Below are 11,833 nucleotides of genomic sequence, written 5' to 3' on the forward strand. Positions count from 1 at the left end.
GATTATCGTTATATGGACAGATATTTTCATTTTTGAGACTTTTCGCGACGCGGGTCCGCCATTCCCCGACCGCCATGCGGGATCCCACCCGCGCCGATTTCGCGATAGTCCTCGCAGAAAAAAGTCTGGCGCGCCGAACCGGAACGTTCAGCGCGCCAGATGGGTGTCCAACGCCTCCCTTGAGGGAGGCCTGGTCCATTCACATGCGGCCAATCCATCGTCAAAAGCGATGGATTGGCGTCATCCCGGGTCGACCCGCATCGGCGTCAGCCCAGGTCGGCCAAAACCACGTCCGACAGGGGGGTGGAACAACAGGCGAGGATATGGCCATCGGCCTCCTCGCGGGCCGTCAAGCCGCCGTGATGCTCCATATGGACCTGACCCTCCAACAGTTTCAGCTTACACGTCCCGCACAGCCCTTCCTGGCAGCCCGTTGGAACACGCAGGTTCGCCGCCGCGGCGGCTTGGGTCAGCACGACCCCTTCCGGCGCCGCGAAACTCCTCCCGCGGAATCGCGCGGTCCAACCGACCGTCTCCTTCGCTTCCGTGGGGAAGACTGCGGGGGTCATCGGTCGGACGGCGCCGAATGTCTCCGTCAGGAAACACCCCGGATCCCCGCCCTCGGCCCGGTGGATCCGGGCCATCGCTTCCATGAAGGGCGCCGGGCCACAGCAGAAGACCGTCCGCCGCTCAAGGGAGGGGACCATGACCCGCAGCAGGCGCCGATCCGGACGGCCACGAAAGCCACTCCAACTCCGGCCCGCTTCCGGCGTGGTCACGCAATCGGCCCGGGTCAGGTTTGGCATGGCGCCGTCGATGGCGGCCAACTCGTCGGTGAACAGCAGATCCTCGACCCGCCGGGCGACTTGGACCACCGCCACGTCAACGCCCTCGCCCCGTCCATGCAGCCAGCGCAGCATGGACATCATCGGCGTGAAGCCACTGCCCGCGCCGAGGAGCAACAGGGGCTCGCCCGGGTGGTGAACCAGGGAGAACCGTCCGAAGGGACCGCGGGCCCGTAGCCGATCTCCCATGCGCAGGTGCTCGTGGATGAACCGCGTGGCATGGCCATCGGCCGCAGCCTTGATGGTCAGGGACAGACGGTTCGGGTCGAGGCCCGACGACGCGATCGTGAATGTCCGGATGGCGGGTCCATCCGTCATGGGAATGGTCAAGGCCAGGGCCTGGCCAGGTAAGTGACGCAGCGGCGGTTGCCCCGGCGCCAGTTCGAAATCGAAGGTGACCACTTCTGGCGTATCCTGACGCCGCCCAACGAGGTCAAGATCGAGATCCCGCGGCGAGAAGGCCGGCGCCGCGGGTTTGGGATAGGGCCGCGTGGCCGTGGAAGAGGTCCGCATCGGCCTATTCCGCAGCACGAATGATCGAGGTTTCGTCTCCGGATAAAAATTGTGCAAGTTGGCCCCGGTACCAGGCAATGAAGTTGATCGCCATGAATTCCGAAATCTCCGAATAGGGACCGGGTTCATAGGCCGGAGAGTGCACGCCGCGTTGGTTTTCCTCGGCCAGGGTGCGGTCCTGGGCGTTGGTCGCGACCCACACTTCGGACAGGCGTTGGGGGTCGTAATCCCACCCTTCTATGGCATCTTCATGCACCAGCCAGACGGTGCGCACCTCGGTTCGTTCCGGCCCCAGGGGCAGGACACGGAAATGAATGCTCATCTCCGACAGGAAATGATGCCAGTTGTTCGGCACCCGGAAGGCCCGCACGGACCCAAGGTCCGGATCGGTCAAATCCGCCAACAGCTTCTTGCAGGCCAATTTACCATCCAAGGTCATGGACTGGACGCCCTCGCGGAAGGGCAAGCGAATGCCGCGGAATTCCAGCCCCCCATCCACGGGCGCATGCGGCAGACCCAAGGCGTCCCAATCCCGGGCCTTGCGCTCCATGACACGGAACTCGTCGGCGAAACGCTCGTCGTTTGGCAGGGCCATTTCAACCAGGGACACCAGCAGTTCGGGATGGGATCCCGCGCAGTGGTAGCACTCCCGATTGTTTTCGATGACCAGCTTCCAATTCGCCTCCTCCACGATGGTGGAGGTGAAGGCGATCTTGGTCCGACGGGGATCGTGGGGCGCGATATAGGGGGTGATTGTCCGGCGGAACGTCTCGATATCCGGCGGAGTCTCCGCCAGGCAGATGTAGATCAGCCCCTCGATGGAAGTCACATGGAGTGGCTTGAGAGGGAAAGTCGCCGGATCAAAGTCCTCTCCCATGAAACGAGTCGAAAGCAACGCGCCTTTCAGATCATAGGTCCATTGGTGGTAGGGACAGACCAGACGGGAGGCCTGCCCCCGTTCCGCCGAACACAGCCGCGATCCGCGATGGCGACAGGAGTTGTGGAAGGCCCGGAGGGTCCCCGCCTCGTCGCGCAGGATGATCACCGGCGCGGGGCCGACCTGAAGGGTCACGTAGTCGCCCGGTTCGGGCAACTCGCATTCGGGCGCGGCGAACAGCCATTCCGACAGGAAGACAGCCTCCAGGTCCACCTGGTGAATATCCGGATCCCCATAAAACGCTCCCGGCAAGGCATGTCCATCCTTGCACCCGGCCAAGGCGACCCATGTCTTTTCTTTCTGTCTCGCGTCCGGCATCGCAAATTCATCCCCAAAAATTTGTCTCTGTCATGCCCGCGTCCAACCGTCCGGGCCATGCGCCGATACTGTCCCGGATCAAGCGAACCGTGCTTTCAATCCCGCGACAAACTTCACCAAGAATTCACCGGTCGGGGATGGCGCGGGTCTTCGAGTGTCCTGGGATCGCATGACGACTTGGCGCACGTTCGACAATAGTTGTCGGAGACCCGGTGAACCGCCTCTTCGGCTGCCCTCAATATGGGGCCACATTCGGTGCCCCCCGGGCACCCAGTCATATCCGGAGATAAACGATGGCTTTCCCCGAAAGCGTACCCTACCTGATTATCGGCGCGGGCATTCACGGTCTGTCCACCGCCCTTCACCTGGCCCGTCAACTCAAGGCGTCGGGCCGGGGATCGGGGCGAGATGTCCTGATCGTGGACAAGGGGGGAATCGCGGCCGGCGCGTCGGGCATCGCCTGCGGCGTGGTCCGCAACAACTACTATCAGCCAGCCATGCGCGAACTGATGGCCCATTCCGTGTCCCATTGGGAACGCCATGCCGTTGCCTTCCAGTACAACCCGGTGGGTTACATGCAGGTTTCCTGCGAGTCCATGCACCAGGACGTGGCCCAGATTCACACCGAGCAGAAGGCGATCGGATACGAGTCCACGTTCATTGAAGGCGCGGACGACTGCGACCGATACATGAAGGATCTGTTCTCCGATTGGCGGGCCAAGGGCATCACATCCGTCCTGCATGAAAAGAAGGGCGGCTACGCGCACAATGCCGCAGCCATCTACGCGCTCGCCCGCATGGCCGAGGAGCAAGATGTCCGCATTCTCACGGGCGTGACGGTGAAGGGCATGACCTTCGCCAACGGCTCGTCTTCCGCAGTCACTGGCGTGGAAACGGATCGCGGCGACATCGCGTGTGACTACCTCGTGGTCGCCGCGGGTCCCTGGGCGCGGGACTTCTGGACGATGGCCGACATGCCCGAGACGATTTCCGTCAAGGGACGGGATGGCCAAGTCCACGACAACGTTCCCATGTGGACCTTCTGGCAACTCGAGGAAGGCGTCCTGCGCGTCGATCCGGAATCATTCAAGACCAACCAAGGCGCCAAGCCCCCGGTCGTCCACGTGGATACCGACGCGCCGCTGTATTCGGACGTGGATGGCAGCCTTATCACCGACAAGATGTGGGGCATCTACTACAAGCCGGACACGAATTTCGGCGGCATCCAGGGTGGAGCCATGCCTTACCCCGTGACCAAGCCAGCCCGGGACGTCGCCATCGACCCCTATGGCCCCGCTTCGCCGGAGTTCGTTTCCTCCCCCGAGTTTGCCCACATGTGGGTGTCGGCCCTCGCCTTCTGCAACGCCCGCTTCTCGGGCACCATGGGCAAATACCACCGCGAGCCTTCGGGTGGCGTCGGATGCTTCACCCCCGACAGCTTTCCCGTTTTCGATACCATTCGCGAAAACCTGTATCTCATCGCCGACTCCAACCACGGCTACAAGATGATTGGCGTGGGCGAACTGGTCGCGCAGTCCATTCTCGGAACGCCGTCCTCCCTGCTGACTCCGTTCCGGTTCAACCGCTATGCCACGGGCGACCTGCACCCCGTGTCCAACAGCCCCTACCCCTGGAGCTGACACGGACTGGCGGCAAATGCGGTACGAACGTATATAAACGCTAAACGGAGGGGGGTAGGCGACCCATGCCTACCCCCCCTCTTTTTTTCCACTTTCGACACCTGTCGAGAATTCCGTTGGATTTGACGCTTGATCGAAAATCGAAGCCCAAAAACCGCGCAAAGCTGATCTCGCAGCTCAGGAAAGCGGCGAACCAAATGGCTTAAACCGGTGCGGCCGGGATCGACCGGACCACCACAAAGGGGACCCCACCTTGGAAACGATTGCTTTCTTCATCGATAACCTTGATGTGGTGCTATCAAGGACCTTGGAGCATATCTCCATCGTGGCGGTGGCTGTGGGCCTCGCCATTTTGACGGGGGTTCCCATTGGCATCGCCATTACCCTGAACAAGAAGGCCGCAGACCTGGTTCTCTACGTCGCGGCGATCATCGTCACCATACCGTCCATAGCCCTGTTCGGTTTGATGATCCCAGTCCTGTCGCTGATCGGCCAAGGGGTTGGTTACCTGCCTGCGGTCATCGCGGTTCTGCTGTATTCACAATTGCCGATCATCCGAAACACCTACACGGCGATCACCAACGTGGATCCGGCGCTGCGCGAAGCCGCCCGTGGCTTGGGCATGACTCCGCTTCAACGCTTGCGACGGGTGGAAATTCCGCTGGCTATGCCCGTGGTCATGGCTGGTGTCCGCATCGCGGTGGTCATGAATATCGGGATCACGGCGATCGCCGCCTATATCGGCGCGGGCGGCTTGGGCACCTTCATCAGTCGGGGCATTTCCCAGACCGATCCCCGCCAATTGTTGACCGGCGCGTTCATGGTTTCGGTCCTGGCCATCGCGTCGGACCTCGCCCTGCTTTGGGTTCAACGTCGCCTGACCCCGGCTTCCTCCTCTCGCGGTTCCGCCCTCCCGGCGACACCCGCTCAATCCTGAGAGACACGCATGATCAAGCTCGAAAAACTGTCGAAGGTTTTTGACACACCGTCCGGACCGGTCATCGCTGCGGATCAGATCAATATGACCGTGGAGCAAGGGGAGATCTGCGTCCTGTTGGGTCCTTCGGGGTGCGGCAAGACGACCACGCTCAAGATGATCAACGGCCTGATTCCCAAGACCTCGGGCAAGATCCTGGTGGCCGGAAAGGACACCGACAGCCTGAACGTTGTCGAACTGCGGCGGTCCATCGGCTACGTGATCCAGCAGATTGGCCTCTTCCCCAACATGACCATCGAAGACAACATCTGCGTGGTCCCCGATCTGTTGGGGTGGGACAAGAAAAAGGCGCGCGGGCGGGCGGGAGAACTGCTCGAAATGGTCAACCTGGATCCGGCCATTTTCCTGAAGCGCTATCCCAAGGAACTGTCCGGTGGACAACAGCAACGTGTTGGCGTGATCCGCGCTCTGGCTGCCGACCCGCCGGTTTTGCTCATGGACGAACCGTTCGGCGCCATCGATCCGATCAACCGGGCGGTCATCCAGGATGAATTCCTGAAGATGCAGGGCGAGATCCGCAAGACCATCGCCTTCGTCAGCCATGATATCGACGAGGCGATCAAGATGGCCGACAAGATCGCCATCTTCCGGGACGGACATTTGGAGCAATTCGCCGCCCCCGACGATATTCTGGCCCGCCCCGCCAATGACTTCATTTCCAGCTTCGTGGGCAAGGACCGCACGCTCAAGCGCCTGAGTCTTCTCTCCGTGGGCGAGGTCATGTACGGCGACCAGATCAGGGTCGTCGCCGAGGATAGCGTCGAAAAGGCGCGTCAGCTTATGAGCGACGCTGGCCACAAGAATATCGTCATGGTCGGTCCCCGGGGCCGGGCGCGGGCGTTTCTTCATTACAACGACATCGTGGGCGCCGTCGGACGCGTGGAGGAACACCGTCAGGCCCTGCCCGCCACGGTCAATGTCCAGGACGATCTTCGCACCGCCGTCTCCACCATGTTCCGCCACGACGTGACCTGGTTGGCCTGCGTGGACGATGACGGATATTTCAAGGGACATATCACGCAAAAGGCCATTTCCCACGCGTTGGGCGCCACCTATGGCGATTCCAAAGGGGAGAAGGGTCGGTCATGACGGGATATCTGGTCCGGAATCTCAGCCTGCATTTCCGCACCCTGATGGGCTTCGCCCTGGGCTGTGTCTTTTCCTTTGGCCTCATGGCGGGAGAGACGGGCTTCTTCGGCTCGCTTTGGCGCGACTACGGCGAGGACATCCTCTTCCTCGGCGGGCAGCATATCCGCCTTGTCCTGATTTCCTCCGCCCTCGCCATCCTGGCGGGACTCCCCGTGGGGATCCTCCTTAGTCGCCCATCGATGGAACGCCATGCGGAGAAGATCCTTCAGCTGTTCAATATCGGCACGACCATTCCCACCCTGGCAATCCTCGCGCTTTCCATCACCCTGCTCGGCATTGGTTTCATTCCTGCGATCTTCGGTCTTTGGATCGCGACGTTGTTGCCGATCATCCGCAACGTTTACCAGGGCATGCGCGAGGTTCCTGCCCCTTTGAAGGAGGCCGCGACGGGCATGGGCATGACGCCTGGACACATTCTGCGTGCGGTGGAACTCCCCAATGCCCTCTATGTCATTTTCGCGGGCCTCCGCACCGCAGTGGCGATCAATGTCGGAACGGCGCCGCTGGCCTTCCTGATCGGTGGCGGCGGACTGGGTGAACTGATCTTCACCGGGATCGCCCTGGACGAGTTCGGAATGCTTCTGGCCGGCGCCATTCCGGTGGCGCTGCTGGCCATGCTCGCCGACCTGATTCTAGCCCAGGCCCAGTTCTGGCTTATTCCCCGCGGGGTTAACCCCCTGCGGACCTGACGTGATTCAAGCCTCTTCCTCAATTCCAGGACTCTGAAACGGAGATTTCCATGCTGAAACGGATCGTGAAAATCACAGCCCAGGTCGCGTTGGGCGCCGCCCTGATCCTACCGGGCGTCGCCCAGGCCAAGGATCTGGTCGTTGGCGGAAAGAATTTCACCGAGCAACTGCTGCTCGCTTCCATGACTCACCAGTTGCTCGAAGCCAAGGGTTTCCCCAACTCCGTCACGGATGGCATGGGCACCACGGTGCTGCGCACCGCCATGGAAAACGGTCAAGTGGATCTCTACTGGGAATACACCGGAACGTCCCTGGTGACCTTCAACAAGGTGACCGAACGCCTGGATGCCGAAGCCACCTATCAAAAGGTGAAGGAGCTGGACGCGGCCAAGGGGATCACCTGGCTTGCTCCCTCGAGAGCCAATAACACCTATGCGTTGGCCGTGCGCGCGACCGATGACAAGGGCTTGACCACCCTGTCCGACCTGGCCGCAGCCTACGGGGCGGATAAGGGCCTGACCATGGGCGTGAACGCCGAATTCCCCCGTCGTCCCGACGGCCTGCCGGGCCTGGAGAAGGTCTACGGCTTCAAGACCGGTCGCGCCAATATCACCCCCATGGAAGGCGGGTTGATCTATCAGGCGCTCAAGGACGGCAAGGTTGACGTGGGTCTGGTCTTCGCCACGGACGGTCGCATCACCGCTTTCAATTTCAAGGTCTTGGAAGACGATAAGGGCTTCTTCCCCAACTACGCCATCACCCCCACCGTGCGGACCGAGGTCCTGGAAGCCAATCCAGGTCTGGAAGAGATCCTCAACAGCCTGTCGGCGAAGCTGACCGACCCGGTCATGCAGGCTTTGAACGCCCAGGTGGATGTGGACAAAAAGTCCATCGAGGACGTGGCCGCGGCCTTCCTGGCCGATCAGGGCCTCCTCTAGAGTGTTCCGAGATCAAGTTGGGCCATTTCATGGCCGAACTTGGCCTCGAAGACACTCTAAAATTTATAGAATCAGAGTGAAACCGGGCCAGCTTGGCTCAAGCTGATCCGGTTTCACTCTAATCTCCCGACGGGGGCGGCCCCCTCCGCTCCCGCCTCCCCGCGCTCGAGCACCGCGCAGAAAGCCTGATCCTTGGGTGCGCGCGGTGCTGTCCTATCGTCAATCTCGGAGGCCTTCCCCATGTCGGACGGCGAGACCTTGCGTTGCGCCTGCGCGCAAATCGACCATGATCGGAGGGCGACAGGCAGCCTCCTCGAACGTCACCGCGAAGCCATCGCCGAGGCGCGAGACCGCAGAGTGGATCTTCTCGTTTTCCCCGAGACGTCCCTAACGGGTTACCCGCAGACGACGGAAGAGGTTCGGACCTCCGCCCTCTGGTCCGACGGAGCCGTCCTACGCGATCTGGCCCTGCTCGGCGGTCCCATGACCGTGGTGGTCGGCTTCGTGGAGCGGGGGCCTGCGGGTCTGTTCTATAATTCCATCGCTTGGCTGCGCGACGGCCAAATTCTGGCGGTGCAGAGAAAGATCAATCTCCCCACCTACGGTGCCCTTGAAGAGGGAAAACTCTTCGCCGAGGGAACATCTCTCTCCCCCGTGGACTTGGACCGGACGTGGCGGTGCGCCGGATTAATCTGTGCGGACTTCTGGAACCCGGGGCTGCTCTGCCTGACCGCCCTTCGGCATCCCACCGTCCTGGCCATGCCCATCGCCTCGACCCGAGAGGCCGTCGGTGGCGGCTTTTCAAACGAAAATGGATGGGACTTGGCCTGCCGGTACGGCGCCATGATCTACGGCCTGCCCACCTTGCGATGCAATTGGACCGGTCACCTGGGTTCCCTGACCTTTTGGGGGAATTCGGCCATATACGGACCAGAAGGAGAGGAGTTGGCCCGCGGCGACGGGGGAGAAAGCCTTATAGAGGCCACGCTTTCACTGGAAGGCGTGGTGATTGCCCGCCAGCGCCTACCCACCGCGCGAACATCCAACCCCACCCTTCTCGCACGTGAACTGAGCAAGGTGGCGCAAGAAGGATCGTTTTCCAAATGAGCATCCATCTCCTCACCGACTTCCTCCGCTCCCTATGCTGGGAAGACATACCCAAGCCAATCCAACGGCGGACCCGCCTTTTGCTGTTGGATCTCCTGGGGACGGGCCTGGCGGGAACGGGAACGAAACTGCATCGCATTGTCACGGATTACGCCTGCCGTCACTTGGGTTCCGGGCGGGCGCGCGTGCCCTTCACGAACCGGTTCGCCTCGCCCGAGGGCGCGGCGATGGCAGGGGGGATGACCATCGATGCCGTCGACGCCCACGATGGCCATCGGTTGACGAAAGGACACGTTGGCTGCGCGGTGCTGCCCACGCTCCTTGCCCTCCTCGACGATACCGAGGCGCCGATGACCGGGGAAGGTTTCCTGACCCTGCTGACCGCAGGATACGAAATCGGGACCCGGGCCGGAATAGCCTTGCATGCCACGGCGCCGGATTACCATACCAGCGGCGCTTGGAACGCGGTGACGTGCGCGGCGTTGGCCGCTCACATCCTGGCTCTGGATGGGGAACGGTTCGCCCATGCTCTCGGGATCGCCGAATACCATGGGCCTCGGAGTCAGATGATGCGCGGCGTCGATCATCCCACCATGGTCAAGGACGGATCAGGATGGGGGGCGCTGGCCGGGGTATCGGCGGCCTATCTGGCCCAGGCCGGGTTCACGGGGGCTCCGGCGCTGACGATCATGGATCCGGCCCTATCGAACCTTTGGTCAACCCTGGGGTCGACTTGGGAGACCGCCAACCAATATATCAAGGGGTTTCCCGTCTGCCGCTGGGCTCAGCCAGCGGTCCAGGCGGCCCTTGACCTCGCCGCCACCCACTCTCTATCCGCCCAGGATGTGGAAGAGGTTCGCATCGCGACCTTCCACCAAGCGGTTCGCCTTTTTAGCGGAGTTCCTGAAACCACGGAGCAAGCCCAATACGCCATCACCTTCCCGGTTGCTGCCGCGCTCGTCCGGGGACAAGTGGGCCTTCCCGAGATCCTTCCAACGGCCTTCGCCGACTTGGAAATCCGCCGTATCGTGGAACGAACGCGCCTTGAAGAAGACAAGGACCTCACCGCGTTGTTTCCCGCCGAACGATGGGCCCGCGTTCATCTCCGCACGCGAAGCGGCCAGGAAATGAACGCGCCCCTAACCCAGGCCCGGGGAGATCTGGAAACACCCTATGGGGATCGCGAGATCATTGAGAAGTTCCATCAACTCGCCGGACATGTGGCTGACCGAGAGCGGCTGACGCGCATTGAAAGAGCGGTTTTTGACCTCGACAACGGCAGAGCTTCGTTGGAGGCCCTACAAGCGGAGATATTCGCCGTGACTAGCCCCGAGTGTTCTGACCTTCTCCCCGAAAGCGTACCACTCAGAGAGTGAGTGCTTTGGTTGATAGCATGTCATGGGCAGTCCGCGCGACGATCCGCTGGCGTCTCGCATTCCAATGCCCTGTGAGGCCGCTCCTCGTTGTACAATACGGGACGGCCCTATTCGGCTCGGGCTGGACAGATGCCGGATGAGGCCTATCATCAAATCGCGCCGCGACCCTGTCCTGGGCATGCTCTGGACAGGGTCGCGGAGGCGGCACTGGTGGCATGATCTTCAAACCGGGAACAGCTTAACAAAGCCACCAAGCTGTCCAAACAGGGGGAGCCACCTCTGAGTGATTATTTCGCCATCCAGTCGGTAGCCCCAGCTGATCTTAGTTTATCACGTACTTCGATAGCTGACAAAAGCGCCTCTTTCCGAGCTTGACTGTCCTTAAACACTAGGGGCGTGTCGCCAATCTGGATCAATACGCCGTCACGACAGCCGGATACCCGAGAGTCGCCGTTTAAGGCTTCAACAACTTTCGGGCTGCGTACATACGAACGCCAACCGATTGGACTGTTAATATCAACTCCCCATTCAGTCAGTTCAGAATTGAAAGCAGAAGAGTACACAGAGCAAAAATAAGGGTCAAAAAACTTGATTATGTAATCGAAGATAGCCTCTGGTTGCTCAAACTCCTTGGACATCGACCACATCCCATTTTCTTCGATATATGGGGTATAAAATGGAACCCGGATATCCACGCCGCTGTTGCAAGACTGGTCCGAAGAACCCATGCCGATATTCACTGTGACCGCAGATTTCTTAACCTTCCTGCGCGGGTAGTCGCTGAATGTTGCGTGCATTCCAAAAACTGTTCTCGAATCACGCCGAATACGCATCGTTTCAGGCTCGGTATCACTAAAAAAGCGAACCTCTTTGTCATTCAAGGCTTCTATCACCACCTCTTCAAAATCTGACAAGTCCTCGGCTATTGGCATGTGAGCCTGCTTCTTCGACTTTCCCGAAACGTCAAAGGGTGGCTCCCACGGTGAAACTCGTTCAAGTCCAACAAGAAATTCCCGCATCGTATCTACTACTTCTTGGGCAGTCATCGACCGACTTGTCCAAGCGGCACTAAAAACTAAAACATCTTGCATGAATCAGGTGCTCCTCAACATCATTCTCTTCCGACAAATCAATTGCAAATGCTGCTGTCTCGGCTTCAATTTTGTCACGTGCATGGCAAAGGTGCTGCGGCAGCGTAACTGCTCACCGGGTTGGCAAAAAGGGGTTGGCCAGGGCTGTAGGTTGTGATTCAACCTTTGTATGAAAACGCCCCGGACATATCGGCTTAGCGAAGCGGAGAAAGACGCCTTGCTGCTTGAGCAGG

10 protein-coding genes are annotated in these 11,833 nt (G+C 60.6%); 7 read left to right on the plus strand and 3 right to left on the minus strand.

Annotation, left to right across the window (positions count from 1 at the left end; genetic code table 11):
- Positions 1 to 266: 266 nt before the first annotated feature.
- Positions 267 to 1,358 carry a flavin reductase family protein gene (locus tag ACLIRY_RS24500; RefSeq protein ID WP_413208053.1) on the minus strand — a complete coding sequence of 364 codons (1,092 nt, stop codon included), beginning with the start codon at positions 1,356 to 1,358 and terminating at the stop codon, positions 267 to 269.
- 4 nt (positions 1,359 to 1,362) lie between these two features.
- Positions 1,363 to 2,613: an aromatic ring-hydroxylating oxygenase subunit alpha gene (locus ACLIRY_RS24505; RefSeq protein ID WP_413208054.1), complete on the minus strand. Its 1,251-nt coding sequence runs from the start codon at positions 2,611 to 2,613 to the stop codon at positions 1,363 to 1,365.
- A 293-nt stretch (positions 2,614 to 2,906) separates the two neighbouring features.
- Between ACLIRY_RS24505 and ACLIRY_RS24510 the strand changes: the two genes are divergently transcribed.
- The 7 genes from ACLIRY_RS24510 (at position 2,907) to ACLIRY_RS24540 (ending at position 10,509) form a co-directional block, all read left to right on the plus strand.
- A complete protein-coding gene (locus tag ACLIRY_RS24510) occupies positions 2,907 to 4,253 on the plus strand; it encodes an NAD(P)/FAD-dependent oxidoreductase (RefSeq protein WP_413208055.1) in 1,347 nt (448 codons plus the stop codon).
- Between the two features lie 253 nt (positions 4,254 to 4,506).
- The gene (locus ACLIRY_RS24515) at positions 4,507 to 5,190 is read left to right on the plus strand and encodes an ABC transporter permease (protein ID WP_413208056.1); all 684 of its coding nucleotides are present in this window, start codon (positions 4,507 to 4,509) and stop codon (positions 5,188 to 5,190) included.
- A 9-nt stretch (positions 5,191 to 5,199) separates the two neighbouring features.
- Complete coding sequence (locus ACLIRY_RS24520) at positions 5,200 to 6,339, plus strand: ABC transporter ATP-binding protein (protein ID WP_413208057.1); 1,140 nt, start codon at positions 5,200 to 5,202, stop codon at positions 6,337 to 6,339.
- Entirely contained in the window at positions 6,336 to 7,088 is a 753-nt protein-coding gene (locus ACLIRY_RS24525; RefSeq protein WP_413208058.1) for an ABC transporter permease, read from the plus strand. Before ACLIRY_RS24520 ends, ACLIRY_RS24525 begins: the two co-directional genes overlap by 4 nt.
- Before the next feature lie 50 nt (positions 7,089 to 7,138).
- Positions 7,139 to 8,026: a glycine betaine ABC transporter substrate-binding protein gene (locus ACLIRY_RS24530; RefSeq protein WP_413208059.1), complete on the plus strand. Its 888-nt coding sequence runs from the start codon at positions 7,139 to 7,141 to the stop codon at positions 8,024 to 8,026.
- A gap of 240 nt (positions 8,027 to 8,266) precedes the next feature.
- Positions 8,267 to 9,133 (plus strand): nitrilase-related carbon-nitrogen hydrolase, encoded by an 867-nt coding sequence (locus ACLIRY_RS24535; RefSeq protein WP_413208060.1) that lies wholly within the window; start codon positions 8,267 to 8,269, stop codon positions 9,131 to 9,133.
- Entirely contained in the window at positions 9,130 to 10,509 is a 1,380-nt protein-coding gene (locus ACLIRY_RS24540) for an MmgE/PrpD family protein (protein ID WP_413208061.1), read from the plus strand. Before ACLIRY_RS24535 ends, ACLIRY_RS24540 begins: the two co-directional genes overlap by 4 nt.
- Before the next feature lie 287 nt (positions 10,510 to 10,796).
- Here ACLIRY_RS24540 and ACLIRY_RS24545 read toward each other — a convergent pair whose 3' ends face one another.
- On the minus strand, positions 10,797 to 11,555 hold the full coding sequence (locus tag ACLIRY_RS24545; RefSeq protein WP_413208062.1) for a hypothetical protein: 759 nt from the start codon (positions 11,553 to 11,555) through the stop codon (positions 10,797 to 10,799).
- Positions 11,556 to 11,833: the final 278 nt, after the last annotated feature.

This window comes from Rhodospirillum sp. A1_3_36 (assembly GCF_047263945.1).
Taxonomy (GTDB): Bacteria; Pseudomonadota; Alphaproteobacteria; order Rhodospirillales; family Rhodospirillaceae; genus Rhodospirillum.

Bases quoted from the DNA above. Each gene is read 5' to 3' on its own strand.
- ACLIRY_RS24530 (WP_413208059.1), top strand. From the start codon at position 7,139: ATGCTGAAACGGATCGTGAAAATCACAGCCCAGGTCGCGTTGGGCGCC.
- ACLIRY_RS24505 (WP_413208054.1), bottom strand. From the start codon at position 2,613: ATGCCGGACGCGAGACAGAAAGAAAAGACATGGGTCGCCTTGGCCGGG.
- ACLIRY_RS24500 (WP_413208053.1), bottom strand. From the start codon at position 1,358: ATGCGGACCTCTTCCACGGCCACGCGGCCCTATCCCAAACCCGCGGCG.
- ACLIRY_RS24520 (WP_413208057.1), top strand. From the start codon at position 5,200: ATGATCAAGCTCGAAAAACTGTCGAAGGTTTTTGACACACCGTCCGGA.
- ACLIRY_RS24545 (WP_413208062.1), bottom strand. From the start codon at position 11,555: ATGACTGCCCAAGAAGTAGTAGATACGATGCGGGAATTTCTTGTTGGA.
- ACLIRY_RS24510 (WP_413208055.1), top strand. From the start codon at position 2,907: ATGGCTTTCCCCGAAAGCGTACCCTACCTGATTATCGGCGCGGGCATT.
- ACLIRY_RS24525 (WP_413208058.1), top strand. From the start codon at position 6,336: ATGACGGGATATCTGGTCCGGAATCTCAGCCTGCATTTCCGCACCCTG.
- ACLIRY_RS24535 (WP_413208060.1), top strand. From the start codon at position 8,267: ATGTCGGACGGCGAGACCTTGCGTTGCGCCTGCGCGCAAATCGACCAT.
- ACLIRY_RS24540 (WP_413208061.1), top strand. From the start codon at position 9,130: ATGAGCATCCATCTCCTCACCGACTTCCTCCGCTCCCTATGCTGGGAA.